We start from the raw sequence: 20,759 nt of genomic DNA on the forward strand, positions 1-20,759 counted from the left end.
TGCCTCCACGCACCACCATCCTGACCGCCGCCCTCGTGACAGCCCTGCTGCACGGCTATATCGGGCTGCGCCTGCTGCCGGCGATGCCGGTGCCGATGGCGGTCAAGACACTGGCCGTCATCTGGCTGGCCCTCTCCTGCGCCCTGCTGCCGGCCGGGCTGCTGGCGCGGCGCGTCAGCCAGCCCTGGTCGGACCTGGTTTCCTGGATCGGCATGCTGGCAATGGGATTCTTCTCATCCCTGCTGGTGCTGACGCTGGTACGCGACGTGGCGCTGGCGGCGGCCTGGCTGGCCGGGCAACTGCTCGGCTGGCACGCGCCCGGCCTGTCCGCGGGCAGTGCGGTGGCGGTGCCGCTGCTGGCGCTGCTGGTCACGCTGGCCGGCTATATCAATGCCCGCCGGCTGGCACGCGTGGTCGAAGTCGACGTGCCCGTGGCCGGCCTGCCTGACGCCCTGCATGGTTTCACCATCGCCCAGATCAGCGACATCCATGTCGGGCCCACCATCAAGCGGCCCTACCTCGACCGCATCGTCGACCGCGTCAACAGCCTGCAGGCCGACGCCGTCGCCATCACCGGCGACCTGGTCGACGGCACCGTGCGCGAACTTTCCGCCCACACCGCGCCGCTGGCCCGGCTGCAGGCACGCCACGGCACCTACTTCGTCACCGGCAACCATGAGTACTACTCCGGCGCGGAGCCGTGGATCATTGAGCTGCGCCGCCTGGGCGTGCGCGTGCTGATGAACGAACACGTGGTGCTGCAGCACGACGGCGACGTGCTGGTACTCGGCGGCGTCACCGACTACTCCGCCGGCCGCTTCCACGAAAGCCACCGCAGCGACCCGCACCGCGCCATCGCCGGCGCCCCGGCACACGCCGGCGCGCGCGTGCTGCTGGCCCACCAGCCACGCACCGCTGCCGCCGCGGCGGAAGCCGGTTTCGACCTGCAGTTGTCCGGCCATACCCACGGCGGCCAGTTCTGGCCGTGGAACCTGTTCGTGCCGATGCAGCAGCCATACACCGCCGGACTGGTGCGGCATGGTTCGCTGTGGATCTATATCAGCCGTGGCACCGGGTATTGGGGACCGCCGAAGCGGCTTGGGGCGCCGTCGGAGATTACGCGGGTTAGGCTGGTGCGGGCGTAGGCATGATTGCCGCTGAGGCGAAGCAAAAAGCCCCGCTCAACTGAGTCGGGGCCTTGCTTGTGGCGGCGCCTCGGTTTCGAAGCGCCACTTGTGTGCTCCCTCTCCCGCAAGCGGGAGAGGGGAGCCAACCCGCTGCGTGTGAAGGTTGTCAGCAACGTGCAGGCGCGCAGGCCGGCACTCTATCGCAAACAGAGCCCATCACCGCACAATCGGCTTGTATCGAATCCGCTTGGGCTTGGCCCCTTCCTCACCCAGCCGCCGCTTCTTGTCCGCCTCGTACTCCTGGTAGTTCCCCGGGAAGAACTCCACATGCGAGTCGCCCTCGAACGCCAGGATGTGGGTAGCAATCCGGTCCAGGAACCAGCGATCGTGCGAGATCACCATCACGCAGCCCGCGAATTCCAGCAGCGCATCTTCCAGCGCCCGCAGCGTTTCCACGTCGAGGTCGTTGGACGGTTCGTCCAGCAGCAGCACGTTGCCGCCAGCGATCAGCGTCTTGGCCATGTGCAGGCGGCCGCGTTCGCCGCCCGACAGCGTGCCGACCTGCTTCTGCTGGTCGCCGCCCTTGAAGTTGAAGCGGCCGATATAGGCGCGCGACGGCGTTTCGTACCTGCCCACCGTCAGGATGTCGGAGCCGCCCGAGATCTCTTCGAACACGGTCTTGGTGCCATCGAGCGCATCGCGGCTCTGGTCGACGAACGCCATCTTCACGGTCGGCCCGATCCTGATCTCGCCGCTGTCGGGCTGTTCCTTGCCGGTCAGCATGCGGAAGAAGGTCGACTTGCCGGCGCCGTTCGGGCCGATGATGCCGACGATGGCGCCCGGCGGCACCTTGAAGCTGAGGTTGTCGATCAGCAGGCGGTCGCCGTAGCCCTTGCTCACGCCGTCGAACTCGATCACCTCGTTGCCCAGGCGCTCACCCACCGGGATGAAGATTTCCTGGGTTTCGTTGCGCTTCTGGTAGTCCTGGCTGTTCAGTTCGTCAAAGCGGGCCAGACGCGCCTTGGACTTGGCCTGGCGGCCCTTCGGGTTCTGGCGCACCCACTCCAGTTCCTTGTGCAGGGCCTTCTGGCGTGCCGATTCGCTGGCCTCTTCCTGCTTCAGGCGCGCTTCCTTCTGGTCCAGCCACGAGCTGTAGTTGCCCTTCCAGGGGATGCCCTGGCCGCGGTCCAGTTCCAGGATCCACTCGGCGGCGTTGTCGAGGAAGTAGCGGTCGTGGGTCACGGCCACCACGGTGCCCGGGAAGCGCGTCAGGAACTGTTCCAGCCATTCCACCGATTCCGCATCCAGGTGGTTGGTCGGCTCGTCCAGCAGCAGCATGTCGGGGCGCGACAGCAGCAGGCGGCACAGCGCCACTCGGCGCTTTTCACCGCCGGACAGGTTGCCGATCGTTGCCTCCCACGGCGGCAGGCGCAGCGCGTCGGCGGCGATTTCCAGCTGCAGTTCGACATTGTTGCCGTCGCTGGCGGCCAGGATGGCTTCGTACTTGGCCTGGTCGGCGGCCAGCGCGTCAAAGTCGGCGTCCGGCTCGGCATAGGCCGCGTAGATCTCGTCGAGCTTCTTGCGCGCCTCGAACACGCCGCCCAGGGCCTCTTCCACCGACTCGCGCACGGTCTGCTCGGGATTGAGCTGCGGTTCCTGCGGCAGGTAGCCGATGTTCAGGTTGGGCATCGGCGTGGCTTCGCCCTCGATTTCCTTGTCGAGGCCGGCCATGATCTTGAGCAGCGTGGACTTGCCCGAGCCGTTCAGGCCCAGCACGCCGATCTTGGCGCCGGGAAAGAACGACAGCGAGATGTCCTTCAGGATGTGACGCTTGGGCGGGACGATCTTGCCCACGCGGTTCATGGTGAAAACGTACTGTGCCATGGGTGCGTGTTGGAGGGTTGTTCGGGAATGGCGGGAGTGTATCAGGCAGGCGCGGCGCGCTGAGGCGGTCCTGCTTGATTCCGCCCTGGCCGGTACAATGACAGGTTCGATTTTTCGCCGACTTCCCAAGCCATCGCCATGAGCAAACCCGCCCTGACCCTGAAGTTCAAGTGCAAGAAGTGCACCAAACCCGTCACGCTGTACCTGCAAAAGACGTCGGCCTGCTCGCACATCACCCCATACCAGGGCTTCTGCAAGTGCGGCGAGATGATGCGCCACGCCACCGGCGACAAGGATGCGGTCGAGTCCTTCGTCAACTCGCTGGACAACAGCTGGATGCACCACCATCACCACCACCACTGAGCAGGCCACTGCCGTGACTGAAACCTGGCGCCCCGCCGGCAAGGACCCGATGCGCTTTCTGGGCGGCTACCCGCCCGGCGTGCTGGACCAGGTGCGCGAGCTGATCGCCGCCGGCCGGCTCGGGGACCATATCGCCCGGCGCTACCCCGGGCGCCACACCGTGCAGACCGACCGCGCGCTGTACGAATACACCACGGACATCAAGCAGGAATACCTGCGCAGCGCGCCGCCGCTGCACAAGGTCGGCTTCGATGCGCGCCTCGATTCGGCCCAGCGTGCGCTGGGCCTGCACACTGCGATCTCGCGCGTGCAGGGCGGCAAGCTCAAGGCCAAGAAGGAAATCCGCGTGGCGTCGCTGTTCAAGGAAGCGCCGCCGGAATTCCTGCGCATGATCGTCGTGCACGAACTCGCCCACCTGAAAGAGAGCGATCACGACAAGGCCTTCTACCGGCTCTGTGAACACATGGAGCCGCGCTACCACCAGCTGGAATTCGATACCCGGCTCTACCTGGCCTGGCGGGAGCTGGAACGCGCTGCCCCCGCCGGCGCAGGCACTCAGGCGTCGCAGGCGTAGCGGAACGAGCCGTTCAGCGTCTTGGGCAGCACCAGCGTGCGCAGGTTGGCGGCCTGCGCCTTGGCGCACAGCCCGGCGCGCGTGGCCGCGTCCCTGTACTTGGTGGCGTACTCGATCTGGAACACCGGCTTGCCCTGCCCCGTGAACGCCGTATAGGCGCCGCACTCCCGGTACTGGAAGCACTGCTCGTTGATGGCGAAATCGAAGCTCGCCGCCAGGTCGGCCACCTGCTCCACATCGTTCTTCAGCCCCACCGCCAGCCCGCGCGCATGCGCCTCGGCCGCCAGGAAGCGGTTGTAGTCGAGCTGGGTCTCGGCCGTCAGCGGCAGGCCGGTGCTGTTGGTATAGCCATCGACATTGTCCGGATCGACCGCGTCGCAGCCCTTGCTGACCGCCAGGTCCATGCGCGCCTGCATGATGCGGCGCACGTTGGCCGAGCGCGTATCGAGCCAGCGCTCGCCCGCCCAGCCTGACAGCGGCGCGCCCATGTCGGCGGCGGCAAACTGGTTGTAGTCGGGGCGCCAGTCCTCGGAGCTGCCCGCGGAGAAATAGCAGATCACGCGCCGGCCCTGGGCCTTGAGCGCGGCGATGGTGGCCTGCGGCGTATCGAACAGGTCGAAGTCGTAGGCGGTCACCGCATAGCTGGTGTTGAGCTTGCCGGTCAGCTGGATCTGCCAGGTGTCGGTGAGCGCCGGTGCCCAGCGCGTGGTGGCGCTGGTGGTTGCCGTTACCCCGTATTTCGTTGTCGTGGCCGCCGTGGTCGTCGCCGTCGGCGACACCATTTCCGTCTGGCCCCCATCCCCGCCGCAGCCGCCCAGCGCCATTGACAGCGCAACAGACAGCATGGCCCCCGCCATCACCGCAAAGTTGCCGTGCATGTTTTCACCCCTTCCCCGTGATAAACCCCGTTCAAAGCAATCGGCCCGAGTTCTCCCTGCCCCGCGCCGGCGGGCCTGCCACCACGGTTCTTGCAATGTAGCGGATTCGTACCATGGTTGGAATGCACGTGCACCCGCTGTTCGTGCGGCGCAACACATGATGCGCTTGACGCAACGCTCGGGCGCTATGTATAAAGAGCGCGTGGGTAGAAGCGGTCGATTGGACAGCAGCGGTGCAATGCCGCGAGGTTCAACTGGAGATTGCTCACTGACGGAGTGTTTCGTCGGTGGCGCAGTGGTCCAACAGCTCCCCTGACAAAGACTCCCGATAGCAGCATGCAAGGCCGGCCCCGCGGCGTTGTTCGCGCACGCCCGCCGCATGCGTGTCCAACCTAGTCATTGTTAGGGGATCTCCCATGATCATCGACACCAGCTGTTATCCGACCAACCTGGTGGACCTGGCCTGGCGCCACGACGGCGACCCGTTCACCGGCGAGCGCCTGATCCAGATGATGGACGGCCCGTTCACCATCAACGGCAAGCCGCGCCGCATCGACAAAGCCTTTATCCAGCCCCCGCAGGGCAACACCATCTACACCTACACCGACGGCGTGAAGTCAGGCAGCGAGTCCATCGACGCGTACATGGCCTACACCGCGGAGATGGTGAAGAAGTACCCGGAACGCTTTATCGGCTGCTTCGTCTACAACCCGCGCTGCGGCGTCGAGAACGGCGTCAATGCCATGGAGCACTACGTCAGGAAGCTGGGCTTCAAGATGGTCCAGTTCCAGGCCAACATGCATGCCTACCGCCCGGACCGTGCCCTCGACTGGCTGCGCCCGGCGCTGCAGAAGTGCGCCGAGCTGGGCGTGCTGGTCAAGCTGCATACCGGCGACGGCCCCTACAGCATCCCGACCGAATGGGTGCCGATGATGAAGGAGTTCCCGACGGTGAACTTCATCATGGCCCACTTCGGCGTGCAGACCGGCGGCGTGTATTGCTTCGAGCCGTTCCAGATGGCCATGGACATGCCCAACGTGTACTGCGAATCGGGCTGGTGCCTGCAGTCGCGCATCGTTGAGTTCGCCAAGGTGCTGCCCAAGCACAAGATCCTGTTCGGGTCCGACACCCCGCCCAACGAGCCCGGCATGTGGCTGCGCCTGCTGGAAGTGCTGTGCTTCGAGCCGCCCCAGGGCCTGAACCTGGATGAAGACACGCTGGAGGACTACCTCGGCAACAACGTCGCCCGGATGATCGGCCTGGAACCGACGCCGGTCCCGCGCACGCTCGAAGAAGCGAAAGCACGCCTGGCCGCGTAAGCGCACACAAGCCCGCGCCACCGACAACGGACTCCGGAGCACACAACATGATTATCGATACCCATCTGCACCCGACCAATCTCGTCGACGAGGCCTGGCGCCACACCGGCGAGCCCTTCAACGGCGAGCGCATGCTCAAGATGATGGACGGCCCCTACATGATCAACGGCAAGCCGCGCCGCATCGACATGGGCTTTATCCAGCCGCCGCCGGGCAACACCGGCTACCGCGACGGCAACCGCCGCGGGCGCGAAGGCATCCGCGACTACATGGCCTATATCGCGGAGCTCTGCCAGAAGTACCCCGACCGCTTTATCGGCAACTTCACCTTCAACCCGCGCTGGGGCCCGGAAGAAGGCGCGCAGGAGCTGGAATTCCACGTCAAGGAATACGGCTTCAAGATGCTCAAGCTGCATGCCAACATGCACGGCTACCGCCCCGACCGCGCGCTGGACTGGCTGCGCCCGGCGATGAAGGTCTGCGCCAAGTACAACGTGGTGGTGCTGATCCACACCGGCGACGGCCCGTACACCATCCCGACGATGTTCTACCCGATCATCCGCGAATTCCCGATGGTCAATTTCATCATCGGCCACTTCGGCATCCAGACCGGCGGCAACTACTCGTTCGAGGCCTTCTGGATGGCAATGGACACGCCCAACGTGTATTGCGAATCTGGTTGGTGCTTCCAGTCGCGCATCGTCGAGTTCGCGCGCCAGCTGCCGCGCGACAAGATCGTGTTCGGCACCGACACCCCGCCCAACGAGCCCGGCATGTGGCTGCGCGAGCTGGAGATGCTGTGCGGCCCCGCGCCGCAGGGCATGGACCTGGACGAGGACGGGCTGGAGGACTACATGGGCAACAACATCGCCCGGCTGGTCGGCATCGAGACCACGGCGCCGCCCAAGACGCAGCAAGAGGCATTGGCGCGGCTGAAGGATACGTACGCCAGCACGCGCTGACACGTAGTCGCTAGCCGATAGCTGTTCGGCAGGCAGGCACGGCGGCCGGGACCATTCCCGGCCGCCGGGGCAGCCTTCGCCCTGGCCAACCCTGACCACAGGAGCCGATCCATGAACTCACCCTCAGCGCCCTTCGCCTCAGCGGCATCGGCGCGCAAGCCGTTTCACGACACCTCGCAGGACTTCCACCAGTTCCTGGCCGCCTACCGCGAGGCCTTTCCCGAAGACGTGCTGCATATCCGCGAGCCGGTCGGCGCCGACCAGGACCCGACCGCACTGGTGTGGGCGCTGGCCGCGCAGGGCCGCCATCCGGCCTTGCTGTTCGACCACGTCGAAGGGCTGGGCACGTCGCTGGCGACCAACCTCTTTGCCTCGCGCGAGCGCGTGGGGCGCATGCTGGGCGGCGTGGCGCCCGCCGGCATCCATGCCGAATACCAGGCCCGCAGCCGCCGCATGGTGGCGCCGCGCGTGCTGGACAGCGGCGCCGTCACCGGCCATGTCGAGACTGAACACATCGACCTGCGCACGATCCCGGCGATCAAGCACTTCGCCAGCGACCGCGGCCCCTACATCACCAACGCGATCCTGATCGCGGAAGATCCCGACACCGGTATCGGCAACGCCAGCTACCACCGCTCGATGCTGCACTCGCCCACCGAGATCGCCACCAGCCTCCATTCGCGCGGGCACCTGTGGCGCATGCAGCAGCGCGCCACCGAACTGGGCCGGCCGCTGCCGGTGGCCATGGTGATCGGCGCGCATCCGCTGTTCATGCTGGCCGGCGCCGCGCGGCTGCCCTACGGCGTGGACGAGCGCCACGTTGCCGGTGGCCTGTTCGGCGCGCCGCTGGAAGCGGTACGCACACCGCGCCACGGCATCCTGGTGCCAGCGCATGCGGAGATCGTGCTTGAAGGCGTGATCGATCCCGAAGCGCGCGTCGACGAAGGCCCCTTCGGTGAATTCACCGGCTATTCGTCGGACCGTTCAACCAACAACCTGTTAAGCGTGGAAAGCGTGATGCGCCGCACCGATGCATGGCTGGTCGACGTGGTCGGCGGCAACTCGGCCGAACACCTGAACCTGGGCCGCATCCCGCGCGAATCGGAGATGGTCGAAAAGCTCAGGGAGCGCTTTCCCGGCGTCACCGCCGTGCACTACCCCAGCTCCGGTACGCACTTCCACGCCTACGTGGCGTTGCGCCAGAGCCGCCCAGGCGAGGCGCGCCAGGTGATGCTGGGCCTGCTCGGCTGGGATCCGTACCTGAAGACAGTGGTCGCGGTGGATGAGGACGTCGACATCACCCGCGATGAAGAAGTGCTGTGGGCGATGGCCACACACCTGCAACCGCACCTGGACGTGGTGGTGGTCGACGGCCTGCCTGGCAGCGCACTCGACCCCTCGGCCTCGGGTGTGGGCACCACGTCACGCATGGGGCTGGACGCCACGCGCGGACCTGCCTTCGACGGTATCCGCGCGCGCATCGACCCTGCCGCGATGGCGCGCGCGGCAGCACTGCTGAAGCGGCTGGAACGCGCGGGCTCCCACATGCCGTAGGGATAACCCGCTGAAACTGGCGGATTCATCGTTTCACCCGATCGATAAATCCGCCCCAAACGTTGTACCTTCCCGCCGCCGCTGTCATGCTGACTTATAAGACAGGACAGGCGCGGGCTTCGCACGAGAGGATGGCAACTGACCATCCCGAAGAGGAAACGCCGGCGACCTTGGCGACACGTTAGCGCAATGCGCAACCGGCGTGATACCGACCAAAGGAGACAGCATGAACCCCACCCTGCCTACGCAAGGGAATGCCCCCGTGCATCCCGTCGACGAGGTCCTGCCCCCGCCCCGCCTGCTGGCCCTTGGCCTGCAGCATGTGCTGGTGATGTATGCCGGCGCCATTGCCGTGCCGATGATCATCGGCGGCGCCCTCAAGCTGCCCAAGGACCAGGTGGCCTTCCTGATCGCCGCGGACCTGTTCTGCTGCGGCCTGGTGACGATGATCCAGAGCATCGGCATCTGGAAGGTCGGCATCCGCCTGCCGGTGATGATGGGCGTCACCTTCACCGCCATCGCGCCGATCATCGCCACCGGCTCCAATCCGTCGCTGGGCCTGCCGGCCGTGTTCGGCGCGGTGATGGTGGCGGGCATCTTCACCTACATTGCCGCGCCCTATGTCGGCAAGATGGTGCGCTGGTTCCCGCCGGTAGTGACCGGCACGGTGGTGCTGGTGATCGGCGTCTCGCTGATGCGCGTCGGCATCAACTGGGCGGCGGGCGGCAACCCGACCATCAACACGGCGGCCGGCCCCGTGCCCAATCCCAACTTCGGCCTGCCGGTGAACATCGCCATCGCCACCGCGGTGCTGTGCACGGTGCTGGCGCTGGTGGCCTTTGCCAGGGGTTTCCTGTGCAACGTGGCGGTGCTGATCGGCATCGCGGTGGGCTTCGTGATCGCGCTGTCGCTGGGCAAGGTCAACTTCGACGGCCTGCACAACGCGCACTGGGTGGAGTTCATCACGCCCTTCCACTTCGGCTGGCCCACCTTCGATGCCATGACCGCGGTCACGCTGTGCGTGGTGATGATCGTGATCATGATCGAGGGCGTGGGCCAGTTCCTGGCGCTGGGCGAAATCGTGGGCCGCCCGGTGGGCAGCGACGACCTCGCGCGCGGCCTGCGTGCCGACGGCGTGGGCGCGCTGGTGGGAGCGGTGTTCAACACCTTCACCTACACCTCGTACGCGCAGAACGTGGGGCTGGTGCAGGTCACCGGCGTGCGCAGCCGCTGGGTCTGCGCCACCGCCGGCGGCATTCTGATCGTGCTGGGCTGCCTGCCCAAGCTCGCCTTCTTTGCCGCCTCGATCCCGCAATATGTGCTGGGCGGCGCGGCGCTGGTGATGTTCGGCATGGTGGCTGCCACGGGCGTGCGCATCCTCGGCCATGTGGACTTTGTCGAGAACAAGAAGAACGCCTATATCGTCGCCGTCAGCGTGGCGCTGGGCATGATCCCGCTGGTGTCGGACAAGTTCTTCGCGCAGATGCCGGAGCTGCTGGCCAAGTTCTGCCAGAACGGCATCCTGCTCGGCACGCTGACCGCGGTGCTGCTGAACCTGCTGTTCAACGCCCGCTCGCCGGTCCCCCAGGCCCACGGGCTGGCGAAGGAACCGGCATGAAGTAGTCAGCCTGCGTCGGCCAGCTTGGCGCGATAGCGCATCAGCAGATCGCGGAAAGCCTGGGCCGGCGGTGACAGCGACCGGTCCGCGTGCACCAGCAGCGAGATCTCGCGGTGGATCACCGGATCGGTCGGCATCACCGTGGCCAGCCCCAGCGCGGAAGTCAGCCGCGTGACCGCCGCGCTCATCACCGCGATGCCCAGCCCGGCATCCACCATGCCCACCATGGTCAGCGGCAGGAACACCTCGTGCACCCGCTGCAGCGAAATGCCGCGCGCGGCCAGCGCGGTATCCAGGCAGTCGCGGATCGGGTTGCCCTTGTGCGGCCCGATCACGGGCAGGCCCGCCACGTCTTCCCAGCGCAGCGTCTTGCGCCGGCGCAACGGATGATGCGCCGGCATCACGATCACGAAGGGATCGGACATCAGCCGCTGCGCGCTCAGGTCGGGCTGGCCCTCTGGGATGGTGCCGATGCCGAAATCCACCTCGCCCGAGCTGACCATCTTGGTCACCTCATGCTCGGACACGTCGTGCAGTTCCACCTTCACGCCGGGATGGCTCACGCAGAACTCGCGGATCACGCGCGGCAGCATCAGCGCCGCCTGGATCGACGACGCCGAGATCGACACGCGCCCGCGACCCAGCGTGCGCAGCTCGCTGGAGTTCTCGATCACGCTGTCGATATCGGCCACCGCCTTCTTCACCAGCGGCAACAGCTCCGCGCCCGCCTGTGTGATGTGCAGCTGGCGCGTGTGGCGGTCAAACAGCTTCAGGCCGAGGTTGCCTTCCAGCTCGTGGATCAGCGCGCTGACCGACGACTGCGACAGGTCCAGCTTCTCGGCCGCGCGGGTGAAGTGGCGCTCCTGCGCCACGGCGATGAACGCGCGCAGCTGGCGCAGCGACACGTTCATGTTGCTGATGTTGGGCACGTTGTCTACCTCCGGGATGTCGGGGTGCGCGCTTGTTTTGCCAGGTTGGCCGGCGCGTCTGATTCAGAGGGTAACACGATCAATTAATCCGTTTCCGGGCCTTTACCGATGAAGCCCATCCGCCCATGATGACTTCAACGGTGCGCGCCCCACACGACAGGCAGACGCCGATGGCACAGACCAGGAGGAGCAATGAGAGCGTTTGAATATTTCGAACCGGCAACGCTGGCGGAAGCCTCGGCCATGCTGCACCGGTGCGGCGGCAAGGCCAGCGTGCTGGCCGGCGGCACGGACCTGCTGGTCCAGATCAAGGAGTCCGTGCGCAAGCCCGAGCAGGTGATCAACATCAAGAAGATCCCGGGCATGGACGTGCTGACGTTCGACCCCGTCAACGGCCTGCGCATCGGCGCGCTGGTGACCACGCGCGCGGTGGAGACCTCGGGCTTCGTGCAGCGCCACTACGCCAGCCTGGCGAAAGCCGTGACGGACTTCGCCTCGATCCAGGTGCGCCATCGCGCCACCGTGGTGGGCAACGTCTGCCGCGCGTCACCGTCGGCCGATTCGATCGCGCCGCTGGTGGCGGACGGTGCTTCGGTGCACCTGTATGGCCTGTCCGGCTCGCGCGAGCTGCGCGTCGAGGACTTCGTCACCGGCGTCGGCAAGACCGCCATCGCGCCGGACGAGATCGTCACCCGCATCACCGTGCCGGCGCCGCGCCCCCACACCGGCAAGGTTTACCTCAAGCATGGCCGCCGCGTGCAGATGGAACTGGCCACCGTCGGCGTGGCGGTATCGCTGACAGTCGAGAACGGCCACTGCGCCGAGGTCGGCATCGTGCTGGCAGCGGTCGGCCCGACCCCGGTACGCGCCGTGCGTGCCGAGCAGGTGCTGCGCGGCCAGCGCGTGACGGACGCCCTGATCCTGCAGGCCGCGCACGCCGCCATGGGCGAAGCCCGCCCCATCAGCGACGTGCGCGCCAGCGAAGCCTACCGGCGGCAGATGGTCGGCGTGCTGACCCGCCGCGCCCTGGAACAAGCCCTGGAGGCCGCAACATGCGAAAAATGATCGAACTCGTCATCAACGGCGAGCCGCGCGAACTGGCGGTGGAGCCGCACGGCACGCTGCTCGACGCCCTGCGCAACGACGCCTGCCTGACCGGCACCAAGAAGGGCTGCGACGTGGGCGAATGCGGTTCATGCACCGTCATCATCGACGGCCAGCCGATGAATTCCTGCCTGGTGCTGGCGCCCGAAGCGCACGGCTGCCACATCACCACCATCGAAGGCGTGCAGCCCGCGCCCGACACCGTGCACCCGATCCAGGAGCAGTTCATGCAGTGCGGCGCCGCGCAGTGCGGCTTCTGCACGCCGGGCTTCGTGGTGATGGCCAAGGCGCTGCTGGACGAGAACCCGCGTCCCACGCGCGACGAAATCCGCTTTGCCATTGCTGGCAATATCTGCCGCTGCACCGGCTACACCAAGATCATCGAGGCCATCGAGAGGACCGCCGAGGCCATGGAATTCGCGGGCTGCAAGGCCCGCGCCAGCGAGGAGGCATGATGACCCACGCCGTGATCGGACACAGCGTCAAGCGCACCGACCTGCTCGACAAGGTCACCGGCAACGCCAGATACGTTGCCGACATGCCCTTCCCCGGCCTGCTGTTCGGCAAGATGAAGCGCTGCAACCTCGCGCACGCGAAAATCCGCCGCATCGACACCTCGCGTGCGCTGGCATTGCCAGGCGTCAAGGCCGTGCTGACCCATGAGAACGTGCCGCGCGTGCTGCACGCCGGCTCGCCCCACCCGCGCTCCGCCTCGGTGACCTGCGATCAGTACATCCTGGACGACAAGGTGCGCTACTGGGGCGAAGGCGTGGCCGCGGTGGCCGCCATCAGCGAAGAGATCGCGGAGCGCGCGGTCGAGCTGATCGAAGTCGAATACGAAACGCTGCCCGCCGTCTTCACCACCGAGGACGCCGAGCGCTCCGACGCCCCGCGCATCCACGACCGCGAACCCGGCGGCAACCTAGTGCTGCCGCCGGTGATCATCAAACGCGGCGACGTGGAAGCGGGCTTTGCCGAGGCGGACTTCATCCTCGAAGGCATCTACGAAGGCGGCCGTCCCACCCCCGCCTACATGGAGCCCAACGTCTGCACCACCAGCTGGGACGGCAACGGCAATCTGACGGTGTGGATCTCCACCCAGACCGCCTTCATGGTGCGCGGCATCATGGCCGAGGTGCTGGGCCTGCCGCTGCACAAGGTGCGCGTGCTGGTCGACCACATGGGCGGCGGCTTCGGCGCCAAGCAGGACCTGTTCCAGCAGGAGTTCCTGTGCGCGCTGCTGGCGCGCCAGACGCGCCGCCCGGTGCGCATGGAATACACGCGCGAGGAAACCTTCCTCGGCGGCCGCACGCGCCATCCGGCGAAGATCTGGCTCAAGCAAGGCTTCCGCAACGACGGCACCATCACCGCGCGCCAGGCCAAGGTGGTGTTCAACTCCGGCGCCTATGGCTCGCACGGCCCGGGCGTGACCAATGTCGGCACTGCCGCCATGGTCTCGCTGTACCGCTGCGACAACGTGCTGCTCGAAGGCCGCTGCGTCTACACCAACAGCCCCATCGCCGGCGCCTTCCGCGGCTATGGCGTGGTGCAGACCTATTACGCGCTCGACGTGCAGATGGACGAGGCCGCCGAGCACCTGGGCCTGGACCCCGCCGGGCTGAAGCTGAAGAACGCTGTGCGCGAAGGCGACATTGCGCCGTCCAACCATCCGCTGATCGGGCACGGCCTGGAGGCCTGCATCGAGAAGGGCATGGAACTGGTCGACTGGCCCGCGCTGCGCCGCCGCCCGCGCGACACCAGCGGCCCGATCCGCACCGGCTGGGGCCTGGGCTGCGAGATGCACGGCAGCAGCGCCTATCCCGGCATCAAGGAACAGGGCAACGCCATCATCAAGATGAATGAGGATGGCACCGTGGTGCTGCTGACCGGCGCGGCCGGGCTGGGTACCGGTGCGCATACCGCCCTCGCCCAGATCGTGGCAGAAGAACTGACCCTGCCGTTCGAAGCGGTGGCGGTCGTGCACGGCGATACCGACGTGGTGCCCTGGGACATCGGCGCCTTTGCCAGCCACACCACCTATATGGTCGGCAAGGCCGCGCAGATGGCGGCGGGCGAGATCAAGCGCCAGCTGTTCGATCGCGCGGCCAAGCTGATGGAATGCGAGCCCGAGGCCCTGACGCTCACCGCCGGCGTGATCGCCGTGCGCGACCGCGACGGCCCGACCCTGACCGTGCGCGAGGCCGTGATGCCGCGCAAGGGCATCCCCGCCGCGCAGCTGGTGGGCACCGCCACCTATCACCCGACCAAGTCGTATTCATTCGCCGCGCATTTCGTCGAGGTGGCGGTCGATACCGAAACCGGCTTCATCACCGTGCAGCAGGTGGTGCCGGTGCATGACGTCGGCAAGGTGATCCACCCGGTGGCTGCCGCAGGGCAGATCGAAGGCGGCATCCAGCAAGGCATCGGCCATACGCTGTATGAGGACTACCAGATCGACATGCGCACCGGGCGCTCGCTCAACGCCAACTTCGTCGACTACAAGATGCCGCTGGCGATGGACATGCCGCCCATCCACACGGTGATCCTGGAGGCGGCGCCCGACCCCGGCGGCCCGTTCGGCGCCAAGGGCGTGGGCGAGGACCCGATCGTCGCGATCGGACCGGCGATTGCCAATGCGGTGTTCGATGCCATCGGCGTGCGCTTCCGGCACTACCCGATCAAACCAGAGCAAGTGCTGCAGGCACTGGCGGAGAAGGCAGCGAAGGAAGGCGCCACCCCATGACCCGCAAGCAACGCCTGGTGGTCGCCATCACCGGCGCCAGCGGCGCGGTGTACGGCGTGCGCTTGCTGCAGGCACTGTCGGCGCTGGACGGCTGGGAGACCCACCTGGTCTGCTCCCCGTCCGGCCTGCTGACCGCGCACCATGAGCTGGGCCTGCAGCGCCCGCAGATCGAAGCCATGGCCGACGTGGTGCACAACGTGCGCGATATCGGCGCCACCATCGCCAGCGGCTCGTTCCGCTGCGACGGCATGGTGGTGGCGCCGTGCTCCATGCGCACGCTGGCCGCCATCGCCACCGGGCTTGCCGACAACCTCGTCACCCGCGCCGCCGACGTGATGCTCAAGGAGCGCCGCCGGCTGGTGCTGCTGGCGCGCGAGACGCCCTTTCACCTGGTGCACCTGCGCAACATGACCACGGTGACCGAGATGGGCGCCATCGTGCTGCCGCCGGTGCCGGCCTTCTACACACATCCGCAGTCAGTGGACGACATCGTCAACCACACCGTGGGGCGCGTGCTGGACCTGTTCGACGTGCCGCACGACGGGCTGGTGGAACGCTGGCAAGGCTTGCGCCCCAACGTGGCCACCGCCTGAAGAGAACACGAGAACTTTCGCCCCGCGATTGCGGGGAACGCAGTACCCAACTGGTACAAATCAGGAGACAACATGAACGCACCTGCCGTCGCACAACAGCCGCCCGTCCCGGTCACCATCCTTACCGGCTTCCTCGGCTCGGGCAAGACGACGCTGCTCAACCACATCCTGACGCAGAAGCACGGCCACCGCATCGCCGTGATCGAAAACGAGTTCGGCGAGGTCGATGTCGATTCCGACCTGGTGATGACCTCCGACGAGGAGATCTACCAGATGACCAACGGCTGCATCTGCTGCGTGGTCGATGTGCGCACCGACCTCGTGCGCATCCTGCAGAAGCTGCTGGAGCAGCCCGAGCGCTTCGACCATATCCTGGTCGAGACCAGCGGCCTGGCCGATCCCACGCCGGTGGCGGCCACCTTCTTCATGGACAATGAAGTCGCCAGGCAGGTCACGCTCGACGGCATCCTGACGCTGGTGGACGCGGTGCATATCGAAAGCCACCTCGATGACCCTCAGCTGACCGGCTTCGACAACCAGGCCGTCGACCAGATCGTGGCGGCCGACCGCGTGATCCTCAACAAGACCGACCTGGTGAACGCCGCGCAGCTCGACAGGCTGGAGGCACGCATCCACCGGCTGAACGAGGGCGCGCAGATCCTGCGCTCAAACTTTGCCCAGGTGGACCTGGGCAAGATCCTCGGCATCGGCGGCTTTACCACGGGCACGATCCAGGCGGACGCGCACGATGACCACCACGAACATGCGCACGACCACGACCATCACGACCACGTGTGCGACGAGCATTGCGACCACGTGCACGATGACGACGCGCATGGCCACCGCCACGATCCGTCGGTCACGTCCGTATCGCTGGTGTTCGACCAGCCGTTCGACCGCCAGCGCCTGGAGCACGGCCTGAAGGCACTGCTCGCGGCGCAAGGGGACGATGTGTTCCGGATGAAGGGGATCGTGGCCGTGGAGGGCGATGACCGCCGCTACGTGCTGCAAGCCGTGCACCGGCTGATGGATTTTCATCCCGCCGACGCCTGGGGGCCGGAAGCCGCGCAAAGCAAGTTCGTATTTATCGGCCGGCACCTCGACAAGCTGCGCTTGCAGACGCTGCTGAAGGTCTGCCTGCCCGTGGCTCAGGCAGCCTGACGGTCCTGGCCGGCAGCGGAGGCTGACCTCCCGTCAGTCCCCGTTGCTGCCCGGCACGCGCTTGCGCAGCAAGTACCTTTGCGTCCCCTCCATGACGCAAACGTCGTTCTGGTTGCGCACCTCCGACCGCATCGCCAGCACGCCGGTCGTACGGCCGGGAACCAGCTCGGTGACGGTGAGGCGGCAGTACAACGTATCGCCGACGTAGACAGGCGCGAGGAAGCGGCTGCTCTGCTCGATGAAGCCCTTCAGGGACTCCTCGACCATATGGGGAAACAGGCCCGCCCCCGCGGCAGTCTGGATCACGACCTGGAATCCGTGCGCCAGCATGTGCGGCATGCCGTGAGCACGGCAGTACTCGACGTCGTAGTGAACCGGATGGTTGTCCCCGCTTGCCAGCTGGAACGCCGCGAACAGCGCGTCGGTCATGGTGCGGGACGGCAGGTTGAAGTGCTCTCCGAGTTCGAAATCCTCAAAGTAGCGCTGCGGACAAAGTTGATAGGCGTTCATGGCTTCTCCGTATGCCTGATGGTTGGTTCCGGCGCTGGCCTGCGCGGGTTTCGCTCAGTCGGCTTTCATATTCGTGGCGACGGCCACCCGCTTCCACTTCTCCAGTTCCGCGCGCAGGAATTTGTCGAGCCCCGCTGGTGTAGGCTGGGTCTCCAGCTGCAACCCGAGCTCGAAGGCCTTGCTTTGCAGGGCGGGATCGCTGAGTGCATCGCCAAGTGTCGAGACCAGCTTCTGGACAACTGTCGAAGGTGTTCGGGCTGGCACGAATACCGCATTCCAGGTGTATGCTTCATAGCCGGATACGGCTTCCGCAATCGCCGGCGTCTCCCTGGTCTGCGGCAGGCGTTTTTCCATCGACGTTCCCAGCAAGCGCACCGTTCCTGCCCGCACCTGCGCCAGCCCTGTCGGTGCGCTGTCGATCATGAATTCGACATGGCCACCGATAAGATCGGCCATGGCAGGCGCGCTCCCCCGATACGGGACATGGACCGCTTTCGTTCCTGCCGTGTAGTTCAGCAGTTCCCCGGCGAGATGCGGGGCACTGCCAACTCCCGCTGAGCCATAGTTGACCTGGCCGGGACGCGACTTCAGATAAGCGATGAATTCCGGCAGTGTTTTCGCCGGAACGCTCTTGTTCACGACCAGCACCAGCGGCGCACGAGCCGCCAGCCCGACTGGCGCAAAGTCCTCGATCGTGCGATACGGCAGGCCGGCGTGAATGCTTGGGTTCACGGCATGCGCTACAGTGGTCAGCAGCAACGTATAGCCGTCCGGTGCGGCTTTCGCCGCGAGCTCGGTGCCGACTATCGTGCCGGCCCCCGACTTGTTCTCGACAACCACCGAGGTGTTCAGCTTGCGGCTCCAGCTTGCAGCCAGCGATCGGGCGAAGGTGTCCGTCGGCCCGCCAGCGGCATACGGAACGATGAGTCGGACAGGCCGCACCGGGTAGTCGGGCTGCGCCACTGAAGGGGACGCACAGGCCAGGAGTGTCGCGGCGCTGCCCAACGCACTGGCGATCCTGCGGAAGAGTATGGTCATGTTGGTCTCCGATTCTTTTTCGCGCAGCACAGCGATAGCTGCGGTGACGAGCCGAAATATAGAATCGGACCCTACAAGGACACCAGTCGAAAGCTCCTGGGGTGTCGTTAGAATTTTTCTAAACACCCCCGGGAACTGTCGGGCAAGCAACGGAGACAAGCGTGCGTTTCGAACTCACCGATCTGCGAGTATTCCTCGCCATTGCGCAGGCCAAGAGTGTGACGGCAGGAGCGTCAGATATGCATTTGACGGCGCCTTCGGCCAGCTACCGCCTCAAGAACCTCGAACAGGCAATGGGCGTTCCGTTGTTCAACAGGACACAGAAGGGCATGGCCCTGACGCCGGCGGGCGATACGGTACTGCGCTACGCCGAGGCGATCATGGAGAACGTCGAACGCCTGCAGTCGGAGATGCGGCGCCATACCGACGGTATTGAAGGGCATATCCGCGTCTACGCGAACAGCAGCACCATGGCCAGCCTGCCCGCCGCGCTTAGCCGGTTCCTGGCGGCGTACCCGAATGTCAATGTCGACCTGGAGGAGCACCTCAGCGAGGACAGCGTGCGGGCAGTGATCGAAGACCGTGCGGACGTCGGACTGGTGGCCGGCGCGATCGACATGCGGGGCCTGGAATTCATTCGATATGGCGTCGATGAGCTGATGTTCGTGGTTCCGGCACGCCACCCGTCCGGGTTGCTCGACAAGATGTCCCTTGCACAGGCGTTGGTGTACGACCTGGTATCCGTCGGCAGCAAGAGCAGCAATTTCCTCTTCCTCAATGACATGGCAGCGCGTGCCGGCATCAAGCCACGCGTTCGCGTGCATGCACCCGACTTTGCCGCGGCCATGCGTTGCGTACAGGAAGGCGCCGGCATTTCGCTCGTGCCACGTTCGGTAGCGGGTCCCCTGATCGAGCAAGGGGTGGTGGAAGGGGTGGCCCTGGACGAGCCGTGGGCCCGGCGCGAGCAGCGGATCGTCGTGCGGAGCCAGAAGGCGCTCCCGGCCTATACGCGCGACTTTATCCGCTATGTCGCTGAATGGGGCGCACCGGACGCTGCACCGTAAGGCTAAGCATGCGGCCGGTTTCGAAGACTTCGAAGCCGCCTTAGGAATTCTCGACTGTTCGGGGGAAGAGGACCGTTCCTATACTTTGTCGTCCGGCCCATGTGCCGCCAGGTCTCTTCACTCCCCTCCATGAAACCCAGCCTACGCCCCCTTGATGGCATCACCGTTCTGGCGCTCGAGCACGCTGTAGCGGCGCCCTTTGCCAGCCGCCAGCTCGCCGATCTCGGCGCCCGCGTCATCAAGGTGGAACGCCCGGTCGTTGGCGATTTCGCCCGCGACTATGATCATTCCGTGCACGGCCAGTCGTCGTTCTTTGTCTGGGCAAATCGCGGCAAGGAAAGCCTTACACTGGATCTCAAGAAGCCCGAGGCCAAGACGATCGTGCACAAGCTGCTCGCCGAAACGGACGTATTCATCCAGAACCTGGCGCCAGGCGCCGCCCAACGCATGGGGCTGGACTTCGAGTCATTGCATGCCGACTATCCTGAGCTGATCGTTTGCGATATCTCGGGGTATGGCGACAGCGGGCCATACCGCAACAAGAAGGCCTATGACCTCTTGATCCAGGCCGCTGCAGGGCTGATTTCGGTAACCGGTACGGACCCTGCGCCGTCGCGCACCGGCATTTCCATCGCGGATATTGCCGCTGGCATGTACGCCTATACCGGCATCCTGTCCGCCTTGCTGCAGCGCGCACGGACTGGCGCCGGCCTCAGGGTTGAAGTCACCATGCTCGAGGCGTTGAGCGAATGGATGTCATATCCGCTGAACTTCGCTCACTATGGCGGCACGCCGCCCGCACGCAACGGTGTTGCGCATCCGGGTATCGCCCCCTATGGCCAGTACCAGACCGGCGATGGGGCCAGCGTCATCTTCGGGCTGCAGAATGAACGGGAATGGCAGCGCTTCTGCACCGAGGTGCTGGAGGACCCGGCCCTGGCGGCGGATGCCCGCTTCAACTCCAATCTCCAACGCGTCGCCAATCGCGCTGCGCTGGACCAGGAGATCGCCAGTCATCTCCGCTCCATGACCCGGGAGCAGCTGGTCAAGCGTCTCGATCGCGGGGGTATTGCCAACTCGCCCCTGAACGACATGCATGATGTGTGGCAGCACGCGCAATTTGCCGCACGCAATCGCTGGCGGGAAGTCCAGACGCCGGGTGGCGCCATCCAGGCACTCCTGCCGCCGGCAACGCTGTCGGGCGTACCGGCTGCCATGGGGAATGTGCCGGCAGTCGGCGAGCACTCTGCTTCTGTCCTGAAGTCGCTCGGCATGAACGAGGCAGAGATCGAAGCCCTGGCGGCCGCGGGCACGATCTGAGTGCTGAAGGTCCTGAGC

19 protein-coding genes are annotated in these 20,759 nt (G+C 66.0%); 14 read left to right on the forward strand and 5 right to left on the reverse strand.

Going from position 1 to position 20,759, the window contains the following annotated elements; genetic code table 11:
* The coding region (locus AC3WON_RS25985; RefSeq protein ID WP_492353033.1) for a metallophosphoesterase at window positions 1–1,145 on the forward strand (1,145 nt) is incomplete at its 5' end.
* A 198-nt stretch (window positions 1,146–1,343) separates the two neighbouring features.
* Here AC3WON_RS25985 and ettA read toward each other — a convergent pair.
* Complete coding sequence (gene ettA / locus AC3WON_RS25990) at window positions 1,344–3,011, reverse strand: energy-dependent translational throttle protein EttA (protein ID WP_492320378.1); 1,668 nt, start codon at window positions 3,009–3,011, stop codon at window positions 1,344–1,346.
* A 138-nt stretch (window positions 3,012–3,149) separates the two neighbouring features.
* Here ettA and AC3WON_RS25995 point away from each other — a divergent pair, with 138 nt between their 5' ends.
* Entirely contained in the window at window positions 3,150–3,374 is a 225-nt protein-coding gene (locus AC3WON_RS25995) for a hypothetical protein (protein WP_010812270.1), read from the forward strand.
* A gap of 49 nt (window positions 3,375–3,423) precedes the next feature.
* The gene (locus AC3WON_RS26000) at window positions 3,424–3,948 is read left to right on the forward strand and encodes a YgjP-like metallopeptidase domain-containing protein (protein WP_492320447.1); all 525 of its coding nucleotides are present in this window, start codon (window positions 3,424–3,426) and stop codon (window positions 3,946–3,948) included.
* On the opposite strand, the gene AC3WON_RS26005 is transcribed toward AC3WON_RS26000, so the two are convergent.
* Complete coding sequence (locus AC3WON_RS26005; protein WP_492353034.1) at window positions 3,930–4,826, reverse strand: endo alpha-1,4 polygalactosaminidase; 897 nt, start codon at window positions 4,824–4,826, stop codon at window positions 3,930–3,932. The two genes, AC3WON_RS26000 and AC3WON_RS26005, sit on opposite strands and share 19 nt — an antisense overlap.
* Window positions 4,827–5,242: 416 nt before the next feature.
* On the opposite strand from AC3WON_RS26005, the gene AC3WON_RS26010 reads away from it, so the two are divergent.
* The 4 genes from AC3WON_RS26010 to AC3WON_RS26025 all read left to right on the forward strand — a co-directional run bounded on the left by AC3WON_RS26010 (window position 5,243) and on the right by AC3WON_RS26025 (window position 10,279).
* Complete coding sequence (locus AC3WON_RS26010; protein ID WP_011616127.1) at window positions 5,243–6,145, forward strand: amidohydrolase family protein; 903 nt, start codon at window positions 5,243–5,245, stop codon at window positions 6,143–6,145.
* Between the two features lie 47 nt (window positions 6,146–6,192).
* Window positions 6,193–7,107 (forward strand): amidohydrolase family protein, encoded by a 915-nt coding sequence (locus AC3WON_RS26015; RefSeq protein ID WP_153955447.1) that lies wholly within the window; start codon window positions 6,193–6,195, stop codon window positions 7,105–7,107.
* A 111-nt stretch (window positions 7,108–7,218) separates the two neighbouring features.
* Complete coding sequence (locus AC3WON_RS26020) at window positions 7,219–8,661, forward strand: UbiD family decarboxylase (RefSeq protein WP_492353035.1); 1,443 nt, start codon at window positions 7,219–7,221, stop codon at window positions 8,659–8,661.
* Between the two features lie 226 nt (window positions 8,662–8,887).
* Complete coding sequence (locus AC3WON_RS26025) at window positions 8,888–10,279, forward strand: nucleobase:cation symporter-2 family protein (protein ID WP_492320382.1); 1,392 nt, start codon at window positions 8,888–8,890, stop codon at window positions 10,277–10,279.
* A 5-nt stretch (window positions 10,280–10,284) separates the two neighbouring features.
* Here AC3WON_RS26025 and AC3WON_RS26030 read toward each other — a convergent pair whose 3' ends face one another.
* On the reverse strand, window positions 10,285–11,208 hold the full coding sequence (locus tag AC3WON_RS26030; protein ID WP_492353036.1) for a LysR family transcriptional regulator: 924 nt from the start codon (window positions 11,206–11,208) through the stop codon (window positions 10,285–10,287).
* 192 nt (window positions 11,209–11,400) lie between these two features.
* On the opposite strand from AC3WON_RS26030, the gene AC3WON_RS26035 reads away from it, so the two are divergent.
* The 5 genes from AC3WON_RS26035 (at window position 11,401) to AC3WON_RS26055 (ending at window position 16,809) form a co-directional block, all read left to right on the forward strand.
* Window positions 11,401–12,273 (forward strand): FAD binding domain-containing protein, encoded by an 873-nt coding sequence (locus AC3WON_RS26035; RefSeq protein WP_492353037.1) that lies wholly within the window; start codon window positions 11,401–11,403, stop codon window positions 12,271–12,273.
* Window positions 12,261–12,767, forward strand: coding sequence for a (2Fe-2S)-binding protein (locus AC3WON_RS26040; RefSeq protein WP_492320385.1), 507 nt, complete (start codon window positions 12,261–12,263; stop codon window positions 12,765–12,767). The genes AC3WON_RS26035 and AC3WON_RS26040 overlap by 13 nt, the downstream gene beginning before the upstream one ends.
* Complete coding sequence (locus tag AC3WON_RS26045) at window positions 12,767–15,055, forward strand: xanthine dehydrogenase family protein molybdopterin-binding subunit (protein ID WP_492353043.1); 2,289 nt, start codon at window positions 12,767–12,769, stop codon at window positions 15,053–15,055. The genes AC3WON_RS26040 and AC3WON_RS26045 overlap by 1 nt, the downstream gene beginning before the upstream one ends.
* Window positions 15,052–15,648, forward strand: a complete 597-nt coding sequence (locus tag AC3WON_RS26050) for a UbiX family flavin prenyltransferase (protein WP_492353038.1) — start codon at window positions 15,052–15,054, stop codon at window positions 15,646–15,648. The genes AC3WON_RS26045 and AC3WON_RS26050 overlap by 4 nt, the downstream gene beginning before the upstream one ends.
* Window positions 15,649–15,720: 72 nt before the next feature.
* Complete coding sequence (locus tag AC3WON_RS26055; protein ID WP_492320387.1) at window positions 15,721–16,809, forward strand: CobW family GTP-binding protein; 1,089 nt, start codon at window positions 15,721–15,723, stop codon at window positions 16,807–16,809.
* 33 nt (window positions 16,810–16,842) lie between these two features.
* Here the strand turns inward: AC3WON_RS26055 and AC3WON_RS26060 are convergent, their stop codons facing one another.
* Window positions 16,843–17,319 carry a MaoC family dehydratase gene (locus tag AC3WON_RS26060; RefSeq protein WP_492320388.1) on the reverse strand — a complete coding sequence of 159 codons (477 nt, stop codon included), beginning with the start codon at window positions 17,317–17,319 and terminating at the stop codon, window positions 16,843–16,845.
* A gap of 54 nt (window positions 17,320–17,373) precedes the next feature.
* Window positions 17,374–18,357 (reverse strand): tripartite tricarboxylate transporter substrate binding protein, encoded by a 984-nt coding sequence (locus tag AC3WON_RS26065; protein WP_492353039.1) that lies wholly within the window; start codon window positions 18,355–18,357, stop codon window positions 17,374–17,376.
* 161 nt (window positions 18,358–18,518) lie between these two features.
* Between AC3WON_RS26065 and AC3WON_RS26070 the strand changes: the two genes are divergently transcribed.
* Both AC3WON_RS26070 and AC3WON_RS26075 read left to right on the forward strand, forming a co-directional pair.
* Complete coding sequence (locus AC3WON_RS26070) at window positions 18,519–19,421, forward strand: LysR family transcriptional regulator (protein ID WP_492320390.1); 903 nt, start codon at window positions 18,519–18,521, stop codon at window positions 19,419–19,421.
* Between the two features lie 129 nt (window positions 19,422–19,550).
* The gene (locus AC3WON_RS26075) at window positions 19,551–20,741 is read left to right on the forward strand and encodes a CaiB/BaiF CoA transferase family protein (RefSeq protein WP_492320391.1); all 1,191 of its coding nucleotides are present in this window, start codon (window positions 19,551–19,553) and stop codon (window positions 20,739–20,741) included.
* Window positions 20,742–20,759 lie beyond the last annotated feature (18 nt).

The sequence above is a fragment of the Cupriavidus sp. FW305-46 genome, assembly GCF_058787075.1.